The organism is Parafannyhessea umbonata (genome assembly GCF_012844235.1).
Classification (GTDB): domain Bacteria; phylum Actinomycetota; class Coriobacteriia; order Coriobacteriales; family Atopobiaceae; genus Parafannyhessea.
Genome location: NZ_JABAGR010000013.1, coordinates 1 through 16,727 on the forward strand (window position 1 = coordinate 1; position 16,727 = coordinate 16,727).

Sequence of the window (16,727 nt, forward strand, 5' to 3'; positions counted from 1 at the left end):
GCCCAGGGGGCGGCGGCCGCACCGCCCGCGCGCAGGGGCGCCGCCGGCAGGGCCGCCGCCGCGTCCGGGGCGGCGCTGCCGCTCGCCGGGGCCGTGGCCGGGATCCTCGCGGCGGTGCTGGCCGCGACCCTCGTCTCGCAGGCGCTGGGGTCCGTCTTCGGGTTCTGGGAGCACGAGGACGAGGCGCGCCGCTCGGTGGAGGGGCTGCCGCCCTACGTAACCTACTCGATGGTGCTCGCCGCGCTCGAGTGCCAGGACGAGTACGGTCACCCCGCGGGGTGCACGCTCGCGCAGATCATCGTCGAGTCCGGCGTGGGGGACCACCTCTCCGGGCTCGCCACCCGCGACAACAACCTCTTCGGCATCAAGTGGGCCTCGAGCTTCGCCTCCTGCCCGGAGGTCACCGGGAAGGAGTCGTGGCAGACGAGCGAGGAGTACGGCGGCGCGAGCGTCACCGTCGCCGCCGCGTTCACGAGGTTCAGGTCCGCGGAGGACTGCATCAGGTTCCGCTCGCGCGTGCTGCTCCAGGCGGCCAACTACCGCGACAACGCCAAGATCCGGCAGGCCGTGGCGACCCGCGACTCCGACCTCATGGCGGAGGGCCTCAAGGAGGCGGGCTACGCCACGTCGTCCTCCTACGTGGAGTCGCTCAAGTCCGCGATGGACGCCTACGGGCTCAGGAGGTTCGACTCCATGACGGCGGCGGACCTCCGGGCGGCCGGGACCGCGGGCACCGGGGGCGGCGCCATCGTCGCCGCGGCCCAGACGCAGATCGGCACGCCCTACGTCTGGGGAGGGACGACGCCCTACAGGGCGCTCGACTGCTCCGGCCTCACGCAGTGGTGCTACGCGCAGGCGGGGATCCGGATCCCGCGCAACTCGGAGGACCAGGCGGCCGCCGGCACGCGCGTGCCGCTCTCGCGGGCCCAGCCCGGCGACATCCTCTGGAAGCCGGGCCACGTCGGCATCTACATAGGCGGCGACTCGTACATACACGCGCCGAAGCCCGGCGACCACGTGCGCGTGGGCACGGGCATCGGCTACTTCACCTGCGCGATCAGGTACTAGGAGGGAGAGGGAGCATGGAGAGACGGAAGAGGGCCGTGGCGATGGCGGCGGCGGGGGCCGTCGCCGTCCTCGTGGCGGCCACGCTCGCGCGCTGCTCGGCGGCCAGGAGTGCGTCGGCGACGGACGCCGGGACCTCCGGGGCGACCGCGGCGCAGACGACGACCGACACAGCGGGGTCGGACGCGGGCGGGAGCGCCGGCGAGACGGGCGAGGCGGGGTCGTGCGCGTCGGCGCTCGAGTCCCGCGAGTGGATGGGCGCCGACGACGCGTCCGAGCGCCTCACGGCGTCCGGCGGCCGGATCGTCGAGACAGACGGGACGAACACCTACACCTCGAGCTACCGCGTGACGGAGGACTCCGCGGGGAGCTGCGAGCTCTCGATCACGCGCGCGGACGGCACCGTGGTGCAGGCGACCGCCACCATCACGGGCGACGGGGACGACGCGAGGCTGCGCTGCGAGCAGCTGCGGGTCGCCTTCGACTGGGTCCCGGCGCCGACCGACGGGGAGGTCCGCGTCACGGGCGTGGACGACGAGTACCTGTCGCTCGTGGGCGGGGACGAGACCGCGCTCGACGCCGCGGTCAGGCTCTGGGTCTCGATGCACGTGCCCGGCGCGTCGGAGGCCGCATTCGACGGCGAGGTCTTCCTCGACACGAACGAGGACCGCGTGACCGCGACCTTCACCTGCGACGACCCCGGCAGGACCGTCGTCTCGGTGGAGTGGTCCGGCGGCGCGTTCTCGGTGACGGGCTAGCCATGCGCGGAGCAAAGAGGGCGGGGGCCCTCCGGCTCGCCGCCGCCGCGGGGCTCGCGCTCGCCGTCGCGCTCCTCGTCCCGCACCCGGCCTTCGCCTCGATAGCCGACGACATCAACTCGTGGATGTGCGGGGTCCTGCGCGACACCTGCAACTGGATCTTCGCCGCCCAGGCGAGGGTGCTCGCGTCGATAGGGGTGGAGGGCGTGCTCTCCAAGCCCTTCTCGTCGATGCTCGGCACGGCGGGCGGAACGACGCTCGCCGAGATGGCGCGCGGCGCCTGGCAGGCGGCCGTCCTGCCCATCGGCTGCGGGGTCCTCTCCATGGTCTTCACGGCCCAGCTCGTGCACATCTCCCAGCGCATGGACGGCAACGCCTCCGTCCCGGCCATCAGGGAGGTCGTGTTCCTGCTCGTGTTCTTCGCCGTGAACCTCTTCCTCGTGCAGAACTCGTTCGAGCTCATGAGGGCCCTCTACGAGGTCGCGCGCCTCGCGATAACCCGCGTGACGGCGCTGTTCGGCACGGGCGGGGCCATGGACCTCTCGGCCGTCTCGATCGTGACCGAGGACGACGACGTGGCGGCGCTCCTCGCGATGGTCGTCGTCGCGCTCGTCAGCTGGCTCGTCGTGGTGGTCGCCTACGTGGTGGCCCTCGTCGTCACCTGGGCCAGGGCGATCCAGCTCTACGTGATGGCGGCGCTCAGCCCCATCCCGCTGGCGCTCCTGGGCCTGGACGAGACCAGGCAGATGGGGGTCGGCTACCTCAGGCAGTTCGCGTCCGTGTGCCTCGCGGGCCTCGTGATCACGCTGCTCCTCATAGCGTTCCCCGTCGTGCTCGGCGGGCTCAACGCGGCGAGCGCCGGCACCGGTACGCCCGTCGACTCGGTCGTGGGCGGGCTCAGCTACGCGCTCCAGTACCTCGCCATGTGCGTCCTGCTCGTGCTCTCGCTCGCGAAGAGCGGGGCATGGGCCAGGGACGCCCTCGGCGGGTAGCGAACAGGCTCCCAAAGGGCGGCCCGGGAGGGCCCGAAGGATAGGAGGAAGGAATGGAAGGAGAGAGGGACGGCCGGGTGGTGGTCACCCTGCACGAGAACTTCGTGCGGGAGCACATCCGCTACACGGACCGCAGGACCGGGGAGGAGCGCGAGTTCAACCAGGCCCGCGTCCCCTCCGGGACGGTCGTCGGGGGGACGGACTACGGCGGCTGGGAGTTCACGCCGCTGTCGGTGGGGCCGTCGGCCCTGCGCGGTGAGAGGTGGCGAGACCTGCCGCTCCCCGCGGACCGGCAGGTGCTCCTGCGCCGCTCGGTCCTCGACGCCGAGGGCAACCCCGTCCTCGGCGAGGACGGGAGGCGCGTGCGCGAGAGCGCGCGGGTCGACCCCGCCGAGCTCAGGGACGCGATCGTGGAGGGCCGTCGCCGCTGGGCGCGCGAGCACTCGCAGGGGCGGGCCCTGGGGGCGCGCGCGAGCGAGGCGCGGGAGGGCTCGCGCGGCATCGCGGGGGACGCAAGGCAGGCACGCGAGCAGGGAGGACGCGGGCAATGGGACGAGTGAGAAAGAGGGCGAGGGGGACGATCGCGCGGAGGGTGGTCGCGGCCATCGCATCGGCCGCGCTCGTGCTCAGCCAGGCCCTGGGCGCGCTGGCGCCCGCGGTGGCGTACGCCTCGACCGGGACCATGAGGGTGACGACGGAGACCAACGGCGGCGAGGGCTTCCTCTCGTTCGGGAGCGACTCCGGCAGCCAGCTCTTCTGCATCAGCCCCGAGGCGCACAACCCCACGGGGACCACGTTCACCAGGTGGGACTACACGGGCGAGGCCACGGGCATCCTGCCCGACCCGCACGCGCTGGCGTACCTCGTCCACATCATGGCGCCGGGCAACCCGCTCGGCCTCGAGAGGCCCGACCAGGCGATCAACGTGGCCGTGTGGATGCTCTGCGGCATGGACGTGGACCTCTCCAGCGGCGCCTACAGCGTCGGGAGGATGTCGGGCAACGTCTACAGCGGCGCCGGCGGCAGGGCGAGCCGCGCCGACGCGGGCAAGATCCAGGCGGCGGTCGCCGACGCACGCGCCCACGCGGGCAAGGCGGGCGCCTGGGACCGCGCGAGCAAGGTCTGGTACTCGCCGAACGGCACGGTCCAGAGCGTCGTAGAGGTGCTCCCCACGGGCGGCGTCGAGCTCACCAAGTCGTCCGCGAACCACGAGGTGTCCGACGCCAACGGCAGCTACTCGCTCGAGGGCGCGACCTACACCGTCTACTCCGACGAGGCCTGCACCCAGGCGGTCGCGACGATCGTCACCGACGCGAGCGGGCACGGCTCCGCCCAGGGGCTGCGCGCCGGGAGCTACTGGGCGAGGGAGACCAAGCCCGCGAGGAACTACGCGCTCTCGACCGACGTGATCCCCCTCACGGTGGAGGCGGGGAGGACCACCAAGGCCACGGCGACCGACGCCCCCCAGGTGAACCCGCTGGGGATCGTGCTCGCGAAGGCCGACGCGGAGACGGGCAAGGCGTCCCCGCTGGGCGCCGCGACGCTCAAGGGCGCCACCTTCGAGGTCCGCTACTACGACGGGCAGTACGACGAGGGGAGCCTCCCCGCGAAGGCCACCCGCATCTGGACAGTCACCACGGGCGAGGACGGCACCGCCGACCTCGGGTCCGCCACGGGCGACGCGCTCTACCGAGACTCCAGGGGCGAGGCCTGCGTGCCGGTGGGAACGGTCGCCATCACCGAGACCTCCGCCCCCAACGGATACCTGGGGGACGACGCCACCCACGTCGTCCACGTGACCGGCGAGGGCACGGCCGAGACCGTCTCCACCTACGCCACCCCCACGGTCGCCGAGCAGGTCAGGCGCGGCGACCTCGAGCTCGTGAAGGCCGAGTCCGGCAGCATGGCGCGCCTCGCGGGCGTCCCGTTCCGGATCACCTCCGCCACCACGGGAGAGTCCCACGTCATCGTGACCGACGAGAACGGCCAGGCGAGCACCGCGTCGTCCTGGACCGCCCACACCACGCGCACGAACGCCAACGACTCGGCGGGCGAGGGGTCCTGGGACGCCTCCGCGGGTGTGTGGTTCAGCGGCACCGCGGACTCCCAGACCGCCCCGGACGACTCCAAGGGCGCGCTGCCCTACGACACGTACCACGTCGAGGAGCTCCCGTGCGCCGCGAACCAGGGGCTCCGCCTCGTGAGCATGACCGCGCGGGTCACGCGCGACGCCACCACCGTGGACCTCGGCACCGTCGACGACGACCAGGGCCCGCGCATAGCCACCACCCTCACCGGCGAGGGCGGAGAGCACCTGGCCGAGGCCGCCGAGCACGTCGAGCTCACCGACGAGGTCGAGTACGAGAACCTCGTGCCGGGGAAGGAGTACGAGCTCGCGGGCACCCTCATGGACCGCGAGACCGGCAAGGCCGTGACCGGCGCGGACGGCAAGGCCGTCACTGCCACCGCAAGGCTCACCCCCAAGCTCTCCACGGGCAAGGCAAAGGTCACCTTCGAGTTCGACGCGACCGGGCTCGCCGGCCACTCCGTCGTGGCGTTCGAGGAGCTCAGCCAGGGCGGGAAGGCGGTGGCCACGCACGCCGACATCGACGATGAGGGACAGACGGTCCTGTTCCCGAAGATCGGCACCACCGCGGCGGACGCGGAGGACGGCTCCCACGACGCGGCTGCCGACGACGACGTGACCATCACGGACACGGTCGAGTACCAGAACCTCGTGCCCGGGAAGGAGTACGAGCTCACGGGCACCCTCATGGACCGCGAAACCGGCGAGGCCGTCAAGGACGCGAAGGGCGAGAGGGTCACCGCGACCACGAAGCTCACGCCCGAGGAGCCGAGCGGCAAGGCGACCGTCACGTTCAGGTTCGACGGCTCCGACCTCGCGGGCCGCACGGTAGTCGCCTTCGAGGAGCTCTCGCGCGACGGCCACGGGTACGCCACGCACGCCGACCTCGAGGACGAGGGGCAGAGCGTGGCGTTCCCCCAGGTCAGGACGACGGCAAGTGACGCGACGGACGGCGACAAGGTGGTAGACGCGGCGCCTGGCCAGCGCGTCGCCGACACCGTCTCCTACTCCAACGTCACCCCCGGGACCGAGTACAGGGTCAGGGGACGCCTGCTCGACGCCGAGACGGGCAAGGAGCTCGCCACGGCGGAGACGACCGTCACTCCCGAGTCCTCCGAGGGCACCGTCGAGGTCGTCTTCGACGTGGACGGCACCGGACTCGAGGGGAGGAGGCTCGTCTGCACGGAGGAGCTCTCCCGCGCGGACAAGGTCGTCGCCACCCACGCCGACCTGAAGGACGAGGGACAGACCGTGAGCCTGCCCGGCATCCACACCACGGCGACCGACGCGGCGGACGGCGACCACGAGGCCACGGCCGCGGACAAGGTCACCATCACGGACAGGGTCGAGTGGTCCGGGCTCGTCAAGGGCCGCGAGTACACGGTCACGGGCACGCTCATGGACAAGTCCACGGGCGAGGGGGTCAAGGGAAGCGACGGCAGCCCCGTCACCGCCAGAGCCACCTTCACCGCGGACGCCGAGTCCGGCAGCACCGACGTCACGTTCGAGTTCGACGGCAGCGCGCTCGCAGGGCACGACGTGGTCGCCTTCGAGACCATCGCCCACGACGGGAGGACCGTGGCCACCCACGCCGACCTCGAGGACCGGGGACAGACGGTGAGCATCACCGAGGCCCCGCCCGAGACCCCCAGGGAGGAGAAGGCCACCAAGGGCGGCGGCCAGCTGCCCAAGACGGGCGACGCCGGCGCGCCCCTGGCGGCAATCGCCGGCCTCTGCTCCGCCGCGGGGCTCTCCCTCGCGGGCGCACGCGCGCTCAGGCGCCGCGGACGCCGCGACGCGGACGGGGACGCCGGGATCCGGATCCGCCGCGGGCCCGCGACGGGACCGGACCCGCTCGGGGGAGGCGACGGCGATGAGTAACCCGTTCGTCCCGCTCATCTGGTTCTTCGCGGGGATGGCCACCGCGGGGACGGCCCTCATGGCGCTCGCGCTGTGCAGGGCGGCATCCGCGGGCGACGGCACCGACGGGGCATAGGCGAGGCGCGCAGGGCGGTCCCACGGGGCCGCCCTGCCACCGTGACAGGGGGATTCGCATGGCAAGGGACGCAGGGGGCAGCCGGGAGGCGATCGCCGAGGCGAGGCGCCAGGTCGTCGAGGAGATCTCCGCCGCGATGGAGCGAGGCGGGCTCGCCTGGGCGGCGGAGTGGAAGGGGTGCTGGTCGCCCGTGAACGCCGCCACGGGAAGGACCTACCGAGGAATGAACAGGCTCTCGCTCGCGGCGGCGATGCGCAGGGGCGGCTTCGACGACCCCAGGTGGTGCACGTTCAACCAGGCGAGGGATGCCGGCTGGCACGTGGCGAGGGGCGCCCGCTCGCCGGCGACGGTGGAGTTCTGGAGCTGGTACGTGCGCGTCCCGGGCTCCGGCGCCGTCACCCTCCAGAGGGCCGAGCAGCTCGTCCGCACGGGGAGACTCCCCGAGGAGGCGCTCAAGGACGCCTTCCTCCGCGGGAGGCTCCACCACGTGTTCAACGCCTCCCAGGTGGAGGGGATCGAGCCCTACGACCCGAGCGCGCACGCCCCGGAGAACGCCGAGGTGGAGCGCGTGGCGGACGAGCTCATCGAGTCGTCGAGGTGCCCGGTCCGCGAGGAGCGCGTAGACGAGGCGTACTATCGCCCCTCGACCGACACGATCACGCTCCCGCTCCGTTCGCAGTTCACCTCGATGGACGCCTTCGCGCGCACGCTGCTGCACGAGATGTGCCACTCGACGGCGCGCGAGGTCGGCCGCGAGGTCGAGCGGTCGGAGGAGGGATACGCCCGCGAGGAGCTCGTGGCGGAGCTGGGCTCCGCCTTCGCCGCGGCGGACGCGGACCTGGACATGGGCGCCTACGCCAACGCCGACATGGACAGGACGTTCCTCGAGAACCACGCCGCCTACCTGCAGGGGTGGCTCACCGCGATTCGCGACGACCCGTCCGCGCTCGCCAAGGCCGCCACCCAGGCGTCCAAGGCCGCGGACTTCGTCACGGACAGGAGGGAGAGGCTGGTGGCCTCGAGAGAGGATGCCGCAAGGGCAAATGCCCTCGATAGGGTGCCGCTCACATCGCGCGCGCGGTCCGCACGGGAGGCAACAGAGTCTGCGAGAAGCGTAAAGACAAATGCCAGAGGAATCGAGCCGCAAAATATTCGGCAGACGGCCGGACGTAAAGAGGCCCGGCTATCTTAGAGATACGTGTCGAACGAGACGATCAGAGCGTTGAGCAAGAGGATCAGCTTCACGCATACCGTACGGGTTACTGGCTTGTACATCATGCCGTGCTGGAGGAAGTTCCTGTTCAGGTCGTCCTCGACGGAACGGTCGAAGTCGTTTCCTTGTGCGAAGAAGTGATCAAACGAGGCAAAGGCTCCGAGAGCCTCAAATGCCTCTGGGTCAGTCGGGCGACATTGACTCTTCATCCTTTCTATGGGTTCCTTGGGCCTACGCTTGCCCCTTCGTCCCTCTCCCTTGCGCGCCCTGACGAGGAGCTCGCCCTCGATGAGCGCGCACAGCATCATCGCGCAGGGTTTGTAATGCTTGCTATCGAACAGCCAAAGGGCCTCTTCAAGGTCCCTTCTCTTACGTGCCTTCTCCGCCAGCCTTGCCCGCACCTTCACGAGGTGCCTCGGCGATGCGTATGAGCGCATGATCCTGTCGGCATCTTTGCGACTCCCCGGAACGTGGAGTAGGAGGTCTATCGGTGCCTCGGCGACAAAGACCCAGCCATATTCGCCCCACTTGACGAGTCCATCCTGAATCGAGTTCCAATCGAAACCGGGCAGCACTGCAAGTTGGTCGAGGACTGGCGGAATCGTCGACCTCAGCCTTGCGACGACCGCGTCAGCAATACCGCCATAGTGGCCCCAGACGCTTCTGAGCGCTTTCGCCATGCTGCCGACGGACGACTCGATGGCCTCGTTGTTGGCCGCCATCTTGGCTGCAATGTCTTTACCGAACTCTAGACTGCTTGGGAGCTGAAACTCTGATATCTGTCCTAGCTCCGAAGATACACTCGACGCTGTGGTAATGGCGTTCGCGAGGGTGCTGCCACTTGAGGTCAATTTCTGCATGATTGCAGCAATCCCGCCCATGGCAGAAGAGATGGCAGAATCCGTCGAGATGGCGGATTGAACAGTGCTGACCATGGCGCTCGAGAGCCGGTCAACGCCCGACATCTGTGTGACGATATCCTTCGTAAACCCTCGAAGCAGCTCTGAGGTTCCTTGGATATTCGCTATAGGGGGTTTCACCTCTGGCAGTTGGACAGCCGCGCCCATCGCCGCAATATGGTTTGCTGTCGCACTTACGTTTCGCGAGAGCGCGACGAGCCTCTCTCTGTCGATGCCGCCGAGTATGGAAACTGCTGGGCTGACGACCGTGCTTGCTGGCCTGCCTAGTTCTGCTTCGCCGCTCTCAGAGAAGGGCTCTTCCGCCTCAGCTCTGTTGCATTGAGGGAGATCTCTGGAAGCAGAGGCATCTTTCTCATGGTTACCGATTGAGATGGCTTCGCCGTTCCCCTGACGAGCCGTTACCTCCGATGCATCTGGATTGCTCTGCACGTCATTCGTTTGCTCCTCGATGAGGTACTCCGTTCACTAGCTGTCGATGTTTTGTGTAAGCTAACGCCTCAACGCCAAGAAATGTGCAGACTCAGCCGTGCCCACTACAAGCCGTTTACCCAGAAAGGATGCTTTGGTGGAGCCCGCGAAAGGACAACGGCACTAGCCTAGCTGTCGCTCCTGCTGGACGGTTCTCTAAATGCATATGCCCCGTGCCGCGCGAGACTAAAGGGTGTACGAAGTCAAGGAGTCGCTAGGAGATTCGCTGGGCGCCGAAGCTCCAGAGCAGCTCGTGGTACCTCGAAGCGCGCTCGTCGTCCGGGATGTCGGATGCGTCAGGAGCAAGATCAGGATCGATGCCGTCAACCATCTCTGACCACGTGCGCACCGTGCCGTCATCGCACTGGAACTCACTGTCGGGAGTCACAGTTTTGAATTCCTTGAGCTCTTCCGTCGCGATGCGAGGATTGGGATCGAGATTAGGCATACCTAGTTCTCCGTTTCAATCGGCATGAAAACGTCCCGTCGGTCCGACTGCGGTCGATACCAACCATGAACAGTAGTTTACAGTGCTGCCATAAGTTTTTCTTCAGATGTAACCGCAAACGTGGCGACCCTCACGCTAGGAGAATCGGAGCCCAATGCCGACGGCAAGCATCCCCTTGCGGTTACACAACCCCGAACAGCAGGAAGAAGAACAAGAGTAAGAGCTCGATGGAATATCATGCCGCCATTGTCTGCCTCCGCCAGTCGGCCACTCGATATCGTCTGGATCAATAATGACGTTACAAGAAGAATTTCCTGCTTTAGCAGACGGCCCCACCGCCGTGAGGGCTGAGCATTTGTCAGCTTCCCACAGGAGCAAGAATCAGGCCATGCAGAACAAGCGTTTGAGAAGCATGATCTTGCCTGTGAGGCGAGGCAGACACTACGAGAGAGTTTTGATGTCCCGGCATGGCTGTAAAGTGGTCGGAATAACGGAAAAGCCATGAACGGAGCGGCAATGGACGATTTGTCAATGCAGGTGAATCTCTCCTGTCCGACGTGCGGATGCACGGAGTTCAAGTTTGAGATTCTCGAGCAGGAACAGGACTATCCCGACGATTGGCCATTCACGTGCGCCCACTGCGGAAGGACCTTCACGTACGCCGAGCTCATAGAGTCGAACCAAGAGTCGATCAGCGTGGCCGTCGACGAAATGGGGGACGAGTTGGTAAGTGCGCTCTCCAAGGAGCTGGGGAGGGCCTTCAAGAAGCAGGGCTGGGATGTGAGGTGAAGGACTTGACGACCTTTTCCGAAGTGGTTCCCATCGCAATCTCGGCAATCAGTCTCGCGCTCTCAATTGTCGAGTTCATATTGAACTATCGTCTGCACAAGCGCGACGAGGAGCAGGGCGCCGAACTGCGAAGGCTGCAAGCACATCTTAGCGAACTGCAGCTCGAGAGAGAAGAAGAGGAAGCTCGCATGCGGGCGTCGTCCAAGGTGGAGGCCCGGCACGTACTGATGGGAGCGAAGTCTCATCGCATCAGGGTGTCGAATACCGGCGGCACGACGGTGACTGACATAACCTGCTCCTGCGAAGGTGGTCCCTACTATTTCCGGCAGGACAAGGAGCCATACGAGAGGTTGGAACCCGGCGAGAGCTTCGACGAGGTGGTCACCTTTGTCGGTGGCTCACCCAGCAAGTTTCACATCACCACGAGGTGGATTGACGCCGACGGGGCGGAGCGCAGCAGAGACAACATCATCTCCGTCTAGAAAGCGGAGGCAGCCTTTCGGAAGCGTGTTGACATGCATGCGCCATGCCGCCTTGTCCGCATTGCCCTGAGCGAGCTGCGTGTTGTGCGGTCGTTTCCGCTTGTCTTGGGATACGGCATGCAGGGGCTTGGACATGTAATGGGAGATGCCACATCATGAAGCAAACAGCAGGAGACTTCTTCGGTGCTGACGGGACGTTGACCGATACGGACCGAATCGTCCTGCGCGCACCCGTTCGCTCGGACCTGGCCTCTTACATCGGCACGTTTGCTCCCGGCCTCAGGGACGCGTACCTCGAGGAGGGCGAGAAGGGCCAGGAGCTACGTGAAGGCTACTGGTCTGACGTCATGTCCGAGGGCTCCCTCTTCTGCACCATCGTGGATGACGCCTGCCACGAACGCGCAGGGTTCTGCTGCATCGAAGACCTTGCCGACGAGGACCCGGAGATAGGGGTCCGCCTCCTTCCCGAATGGCGGGGAAGGGGCGTGGGGACGGACGCCGTGCGGGCGCTCATGCGCGGGGTCGAGCGCGTTTCCGGACCGCAGGCCTTCGTCGCCAAGATCGACTCGGGGAACGTCGCGAGCCAGCGCCTGTTCAGCGGGCTGGGGTTCGCCCCCGTGGGAGTCGACGCCCCGATATTCTCCGACCCGAGCCTCCTCGCCCTCATCGAGGAGAACAGCCTCGGCCTGATAGACGACCGCCTCCGGGCCCTGGCGAAGGAGCTCGGCGTCGAGCCCAGGACGCTCCTCTCGCACGCGCTCGTGTTCAGGCGGGAGCCTGACGCTCGAGGGACGGACGGGCCAGTGCGGCGGCATTAGGCCGGGGCCAGCGCCCATGCCATCCATTCGACGCGCCTTCGCGTGCCAGCGGCGCAATAGAATGGTTCCCGTGTATCCGTCGCGAGCCGTGGAGCGTGAGCATGGCAAACTCGATCTACAACCCCGTCACCCTCGAGGTGGGGAACATCCTGAAGGACGTCAAGTCGGGCAGGATCGGCCTGCCCGACCTGCAGAGGCCGTTCGTCTGGACCAACAGCAAGGTGAGGGACCTCCTCGACTCGATGCTCCGGGGGTACCCCATCGGCTACATCATGCTCTGGGACTCCCCGGCGGAGGACGACAAGAAGTCTCAGATCGGGGCGAACGAGAAGGCGTTCTCCGCCCCCAAGGACCTCGTCATAGACGGCCAGCAGCGCCTGACGGCCCTCCTCGCGGCGCTCTACGGCATCGAGGTGATGGACAAGAACTTCGAGCGACGCTCCATACGCATCGCCTACGACCCCATCGGCAGGGCATTCAAGAACGCCGACGCCTCGACGGAGAAGGACCCGCGCTGGATCTCCTCCGTCTCGGACGTGTTCGAGAGCAACCGGCTCAACGGCCTGAGCAAGTTCCGCCGCAAGTTCGTCAAGGCGATCAACGCCTCGAACGAGAAGAAGGGCGCCGCTCCGCTCACCGACGACGAGGAGGACGCCATCGAGCAGGGCCTCAACGACCTCCTCGGGCTCGAGCGCTACCTCCTGCCAACGCTGCAGATCAGCGAGAGCGCGGACGAGGAGATGGTCGCCGACATCTTCGTGAGGGTGAACTCGCAGGGCCAGACGCTCAAGCAGGACGACTTCATCATGACCCTGCTCTCCGTCTACGAGCCCGGGATGAGGAACCGCATCGAGGGGTTCTGCGAGGACAGCCACAGGCCCGCCAAGGGGACCTCGTACAACCCGCTCATCACGGTCACGCCCACGCACGTGATCAGGGCCACCGTGGGAGTCGGCTTCAAGCGCGGCCGCCTGCGCTACGCCTACCAGATCCTGAGGGGGAGAGACCTCGAGACCAAGGAGACCTCGCCCGAGACGAGGGAGAAGAGCTTCGAGACCTTCGGGGCGGCGCTCGACAGGGTCCTCGACCTCAACAACTGGCACGCCTTCATCAACACCGTGGGCGAGGCGGGGTACGTGTCGTCGTCGCAGATCTCCTCCGACAACGCGCTCATGTACAACTACGCCCTCTACCTCATCGGCAGGCACGAGTTCGGCATGGACCCGCTCTCGCTCAAGAGGCTGGCGAGGAGGTGGTTCTTCGCCTCGAGCCTCACGGGGTACTACGTCGGGTCGTTCGAGACGGTCTTCGAGCGCCAGCTGGTCGAAATCTCGAGGATGGGGACCGCCGAGGAGTTCGTCGGCTACTTCGACCGCAGCATCTCCGCCCTCCTCACGGACGACTACTTCGAGCAGACCCTCGTGAACGAGCTCGACGCGCGCGAGGCCAACGGCCCGTCGTGGCACGGCTTCGTCGCCGCGCAGGTCGTCCTCGGGTGCAAGGCACTCTTCAGCACGATGCCGATCTCCCAGCTGATCACCATCGGCTCGTCGGGGTCGAAGAACGCCGTCGACAAGCACCACATCTTCCCGGACCACTACCTGGAGGAGAGGGGATACCTCGGCAACAGGAGCAACAGGGCGAACTTCACGCTCGTCGACTACCAGAACAACATCTACATCTCGGACGACGCCCCCTCGGAGTACGTCGCCAGGTACCGCAAGGACTTGGGGGAGGACGAGTACGAGCGCAACTGCCGCGAGCACGCGCTCCCGCTCGGCTTCGAGAACATGGACTACGAGGAGTTCCTGGGTAAGAGGCGCGTGCTCATGGCGAGGCTGATCAAGGAGGCGTTCGAGAGGCTGTGATCGAGCGGGCTCACGCCGCTTCCTCGTTAGAGCCCCTCCTCACACCCAGAAGAGCACGACCCTGCAGAGCCAGCGGAAGAACGAGAACACGAGCCTGAGCAGTCTTCTTGCCATGGTTGCCCCCTCCTGCCGGACGGCTATCCCACCTCGTCTGGGACGATAGCATCGTGGCGGGACAGGAATTGGTAGCTCGCCCGCGTCATGCCCATGAGCGAGAGTGCACCATCCATGCCGAGGCCGTCGTCCGCGTCCGCGAGGTGTCCGAGCAGCCATACGGCCCTCCTCGCGAGGGACATCCCCTCGACCGGGGGCTCGTAGAGGAGCGAGAGTAGCTCGGAGAGCCTGCGCTCGTCGACGAGGTCCGGCCCCACGCGCGTGAGCCAGCGCGTGCCGTCGACGTCGCACGACCTCACGCGCGCGAGCTCGTCCTCCGAGAGCAGGTGCGCCCTGCAGCCGGCGCGCCTGGGGGCGAGCTGCTCGTCACCGCCGCCGCTGCACGCGGAGTCGTACCAGCTGAGCTCGGCCCACATGCCGTCGCCCTCCACGAGCCGGACGGCAACGTCGGTCATCGCGTCCGGCGCACCGAGCGCCCCGGCGGTGGTGAGAGCCGTCGTGTCGAACTCCTCGAGTCCGCCGTCCTCGTACCAGACCGTGATCCTCACCTTGAGTCGCCCCTCTCCCCGCGGCCGTCCCTCCGGACCTCCCGCTGCCTCCGTCCCGTGCCGTCCGTGTGAGGCGTGCCGCCTGCGACGGTGGAGCGCCTCTTGGTTGCGTGGCGCTTCGAGGCCCTCGCGCTTCCGCTGGTGCGTGGTGCCGCCTCGGGTAGGAGTCCGTGCTCCTCGCAGCACTCCCGCACGTCAGAGAGGAGCCTGGCGTCCTTGGCGCGCCCCTCCGCCTCCGCCTTCGCGATTGCCGCGTCGATGCCATGCAGGCTCCTGAGCCCCCTAGACCGAACCGCCTCGACGGCGGAGGCGACCCTCGCGAGCTCCGAGAGGTCGCGCACCTCGACGGCGTCCCTGGCGGCCGCGACGGCGTCGAACGCCACCTGACGCGGGAGGGCGGCAGACGCCATGCGCGCCCTCACGCCCTCCCTCGTGTAGGCGGTGCCGAGCCTCGCGCCCGACACCTGACGAGACGTCATGCCAGCGAGCTGGTAGACCCAGCCGCCGCCCGTCCTAGCGCTGGCGGGCCTCGCCTCCACGCCGAGCCCCTCGAGGGCCTGCAGGAACTCCCGCTCGCTCGTGGAGGTGTCCCTGGCGACGGCGACGCGCGAGCGGATGTCCGCGACCCACGAGTAGGCGTCGCGTCCCGAGATCGCCCGCTCCTGCCTGCCCTCGGCGCGCCTCTGCGTGTGGTCATCCGTCCTGGGCCCGCCGTCCACGCGACCGCGGAAGTGCGAGAGGCCGAGCCCACGGGAGATCTCCTGGAGCGACCCGTTCAGGGCGCCGGGGTCGGGGTCCTGCAGCCTGCGGCCCGTCTCGAGGTTGGTGTTGTTGACGACGACGTGGGCGTGGGGGACGTGGTTCTGGTTGTCGTCGTGGTAGACGATCGCGATCTCGTGGTCGGGGAAGCTCCGCCGCGCCCACTCGGTGGCGAGCTCCCTCAGGGCGTCCAGGCCGATGCCGTCCTCCGGTGAGGGGGACACGACGTAGTGCTTGAACGTCCGAGCGCGCCTGTCGCCCCATGCGCGGTCGTTGCCGGCGAGCCTCCTCGTGCGGTCCATCTCCGCTGCCCAGTCCTCGCAGAGCGCGGGGTCTCCCAGGTTCAGGAGGTCCACGGCGAGCGCGCGCCCGCCCCTCTCGAGGTAGCGCCTGATCCCGCCGGCGCCGGTGTGTCCGGATATGGCCTTGAGGTACGTCACGGCCGCATCCGCAGGGCCTGCCTGCCGGCGAGCCGCCCCAGGCCCTCCTGGACGGCCCGCGCCCCCTCCGAGACGGCGGCGAGGTCCCACCTCACGCCCTCGAGGGCCTCCGCGAGCGCGGCGGGGTCCACCTCCTGCTCCCGGCAGGACTTGGCGATGCCGTTCAGGGCGTGCGCGCACTGGTTCAGGAGGTAGCCGAGCGAGCGCACGTCGCGCTCGATGCGCACGGCGGTCCGCGGGTCCACGAGCACCTGGCCCGCGTCGCCGGCGTCCGACTGGGCGGCAGCGCGCACGAGGGTGCGCACGAGCTCCGCCCTGCCCATGCCGAAGCGCGCGGCGGCGTCGCGCAGTGCCCGCTCGTCGCCTTCGCCGAGCCTGAGCTCGAACCTGGAGGTGTACCTGCCCATGGCCCTCCCGGGGGAAGGGGTGGGGGCTGTGACGTGCCTGGCGCGGTACGTACAAGTATAGGGGCGCGGGGGATCCCCCGCGAGGAGACCCCATGACGGGACGTCATGGGGCGACGGTTGCGAGGCAGTGCGCCGGCCCGTGCGGGCGAGGTGCCGCGCGAGGGCGCCGTGGACCCCACTAACTTGGACGGTACGTACAAGTTAGGCTACTTGCTGAGCTGGCCGCACTTCCGGCATCTCCGTACTAGTCAAGGCCGTCAAGGGGCTATCCGCCGGCGGTAGCTGACAGAAGCCTGCAAGACATCTGCTAGAATGGGCTGCAATTGTACTGCACCGTGCATTCGAGGAGTCGCAATGAAGTACACGGAGCTCGTAGACTCAGGGGCCACGCCGACCGAGATCCAGACGTTCCTCGTCGGCTCGGAGAACGTGCCGGTCACCATGCGCATCCCGCGGAACCTGCGCGACGCGGCGAAGGAGGCGGCCGCCCTCAAGGGAATGAGCCTCACGTCCTTCGTGAAGATGTGCCTCATAGAGAAGCTCTCGGAGGAGTAGG

17 protein-coding genes are annotated in these 16,727 nt (G+C 67.9%); 12 read left to right on the forward strand and 5 right to left on the reverse strand.

The window, feature by feature from the left end:
* The 7 genes from HF885_RS09760 to HF885_RS09785 all read left to right on the forward strand — a co-directional run.
* Positions 1-1,068, forward strand: a 1,068-nt coding sequence (locus tag HF885_RS09760; RefSeq protein WP_206109898.1) for a glucosaminidase domain-containing protein, incomplete at its 5' end; no start/stop codon positions are given.
* A 14-nt stretch (positions 1,069-1,082) separates the two neighbouring features.
* Positions 1,083-1,823 (forward strand): hypothetical protein, encoded by a 741-nt coding sequence (locus tag HF885_RS09765; protein WP_170104738.1) that lies wholly within the window; start codon positions 1,083-1,085, stop codon positions 1,821-1,823.
* 2 nt (positions 1,824-1,825) lie between these two features.
* Complete coding sequence (locus tag HF885_RS09770) at positions 1,826-2,815, forward strand: conjugal transfer protein TrbL (RefSeq protein WP_059053502.1); 990 nt, start codon at positions 1,826-1,828, stop codon at positions 2,813-2,815.
* Between the two features lie 53 nt (positions 2,816-2,868).
* Positions 2,869-3,375 (forward strand): DNA gyrase, encoded by a 507-nt coding sequence (locus HF885_RS09775; RefSeq protein ID WP_206109899.1) that lies wholly within the window; start codon positions 2,869-2,871, stop codon positions 3,373-3,375.
* A complete protein-coding gene (locus HF885_RS09780) occupies positions 3,363-6,782 on the forward strand; it encodes a VaFE repeat-containing surface-anchored protein (protein ID WP_170104739.1) in 3,420 nt (1,139 codons plus the stop codon). The genes HF885_RS09775 and HF885_RS09780 overlap by 13 nt, the downstream gene beginning before the upstream one ends.
* A complete protein-coding gene (locus tag HF885_RS10580) occupies positions 6,775-6,897 on the forward strand; it encodes a hypothetical protein (RefSeq protein ID WP_268873216.1) in 123 nt (40 codons plus the stop codon). The genes HF885_RS09780 and HF885_RS10580 overlap by 8 nt, the downstream gene beginning before the upstream one ends.
* Before the next feature lie 58 nt (positions 6,898-6,955).
* Entirely contained in the window at positions 6,956-8,089 is a 1,134-nt protein-coding gene (locus HF885_RS09785) for an ArdC family protein (RefSeq protein ID WP_170104740.1), read from the forward strand.
* Here HF885_RS09785 and HF885_RS09790 read toward each other — a convergent pair.
* Positions 8,086-9,459 (reverse strand): hypothetical protein, encoded by a 1,374-nt coding sequence (locus tag HF885_RS09790; protein WP_170104741.1) that lies wholly within the window; start codon positions 9,457-9,459, stop codon positions 8,086-8,088. The genes HF885_RS09785 and HF885_RS09790 overlap by 4 nt on opposite strands.
* 253 nt (positions 9,460-9,712) lie before the next feature.
* Positions 9,713-9,886: a hypothetical protein gene (locus HF885_RS09795; protein WP_154435929.1), complete on the reverse strand. Its 174-nt coding sequence runs from the start codon at positions 9,884-9,886 to the stop codon at positions 9,713-9,715.
* A 576-nt stretch (positions 9,887-10,462) separates the two neighbouring features.
* On the opposite strand from HF885_RS09795, the gene HF885_RS09800 reads away from it, so the two are divergent.
* From HF885_RS09800 to HF885_RS09815, 4 genes are all read left to right on the forward strand, one after another.
* A complete protein-coding gene (locus tag HF885_RS09800) occupies positions 10,463-10,735 on the forward strand; it encodes an ECs_2282 family putative zinc-binding protein (protein ID WP_059053511.1) in 273 nt (90 codons plus the stop codon).
* Entirely contained in the window at positions 10,732-11,217 is a 486-nt protein-coding gene (locus tag HF885_RS09805) for a hypothetical protein (RefSeq protein WP_059053513.1), read from the forward strand. The genes HF885_RS09800 and HF885_RS09805 overlap by 4 nt, the downstream gene beginning before the upstream one ends.
* 155 nt (positions 11,218-11,372) lie before the next feature.
* On the forward strand, positions 11,373-12,035 hold the full coding sequence (locus HF885_RS09810; protein ID WP_059053515.1) for a GNAT family N-acetyltransferase: 663 nt from the start codon (positions 11,373-11,375) through the stop codon (positions 12,033-12,035).
* Between the two features lie 101 nt (positions 12,036-12,136).
* On the forward strand, positions 12,137-13,903 hold the full coding sequence (locus HF885_RS09815; protein ID WP_059053517.1) for a GmrSD restriction endonuclease domain-containing protein: 1,767 nt from the start codon (positions 12,137-12,139) through the stop codon (positions 13,901-13,903).
* 137 nt (positions 13,904-14,040) lie between these two features.
* Here HF885_RS09815 and HF885_RS09820 read toward each other — a convergent pair whose 3' ends face one another.
* Genes HF885_RS09820 through HF885_RS09830 form a run of 3 tightly spaced genes read right to left on the reverse strand, consistent with a single transcriptional unit; the run spans position 14,041 to position 16,171 of the window.
* Positions 14,041-14,565, reverse strand: coding sequence for a hypothetical protein (locus HF885_RS09820; protein WP_059053520.1), 525 nt, complete (start codon positions 14,563-14,565; stop codon positions 14,041-14,043).
* Positions 14,562-15,764, reverse strand: coding sequence for a relaxase/mobilization nuclease domain-containing protein (locus HF885_RS09825; RefSeq protein ID WP_154435935.1), 1,203 nt, complete (start codon positions 15,762-15,764; stop codon positions 14,562-14,564). Before HF885_RS09825 ends, HF885_RS09820 begins: the two co-directional genes overlap by 4 nt.
* The gene (locus HF885_RS09830; RefSeq protein WP_059053524.1) at positions 15,761-16,171 is read right to left on the reverse strand and encodes a hypothetical protein; all 411 of its coding nucleotides are present in this window, start codon (positions 16,169-16,171) and stop codon (positions 15,761-15,763) included. The genes HF885_RS09825 and HF885_RS09830 overlap by 4 nt, the downstream gene beginning before the upstream one ends.
* A 354-nt stretch (positions 16,172-16,525) precedes the next feature.
* On the opposite strand from HF885_RS09830, the gene HF885_RS09835 reads away from it, so the two are divergent.
* Positions 16,526-16,726 carry a hypothetical protein gene (locus tag HF885_RS09835; RefSeq protein WP_170104742.1) on the forward strand — a complete coding sequence of 67 codons (201 nt, stop codon included), beginning with the start codon at positions 16,526-16,528 and terminating at the stop codon, positions 16,724-16,726.
* Position 16,727 lies beyond the last annotated feature (1 nt).

What these genes read in the sequence shown, in the direction of transcription:
- HF885_RS09765 (WP_170104738.1), top strand. Translation starts at nt 1,083, where the DNA reads ATGGAGAGACGGAAGAGGGCCGTGGCGATGGCGGCGGCGGGGGCCGTC.
- HF885_RS09770 (WP_059053502.1), top strand. Translation starts at nt 1,826, where the DNA reads ATGCGCGGAGCAAAGAGGGCGGGGGCCCTCCGGCTCGCCGCCGCCGCG.
- HF885_RS09775 (WP_206109899.1), top strand. Translation starts at nt 2,869, where the DNA reads ATGGAAGGAGAGAGGGACGGCCGGGTGGTGGTCACCCTGCACGAGAAC.
- HF885_RS09780 (WP_170104739.1), top strand. Translation starts at nt 3,363, where the DNA reads ATGGGACGAGTGAGAAAGAGGGCGAGGGGGACGATCGCGCGGAGGGTG.
- HF885_RS10580 (WP_268873216.1), top strand. Translation starts at nt 6,775, where the DNA reads ATGAGTAACCCGTTCGTCCCGCTCATCTGGTTCTTCGCGGGGATGGCC.
- HF885_RS09785 (WP_170104740.1), top strand. Translation starts at nt 6,956, where the DNA reads ATGGCAAGGGACGCAGGGGGCAGCCGGGAGGCGATCGCCGAGGCGAGG.
- HF885_RS09800 (WP_059053511.1), top strand. Translation starts at nt 10,463, where the DNA reads ATGGACGATTTGTCAATGCAGGTGAATCTCTCCTGTCCGACGTGCGGA.
- HF885_RS09810 (WP_059053515.1), top strand. Translation starts at nt 11,373, where the DNA reads ATGAAGCAAACAGCAGGAGACTTCTTCGGTGCTGACGGGACGTTGACC.
- HF885_RS09815 (WP_059053517.1), top strand. Translation starts at nt 12,137, where the DNA reads ATGGCAAACTCGATCTACAACCCCGTCACCCTCGAGGTGGGGAACATC.
- HF885_RS09830 (WP_059053524.1), bottom strand. Translation starts at nt 16,171, where the DNA reads ATGGGCAGGTACACCTCCAGGTTCGAGCTCAGGCTCGGCGAAGGCGAC.
- HF885_RS09835 (WP_170104742.1), top strand. Translation starts at nt 16,526, where the DNA reads ATGAAGTACACGGAGCTCGTAGACTCAGGGGCCACGCCGACCGAGATC.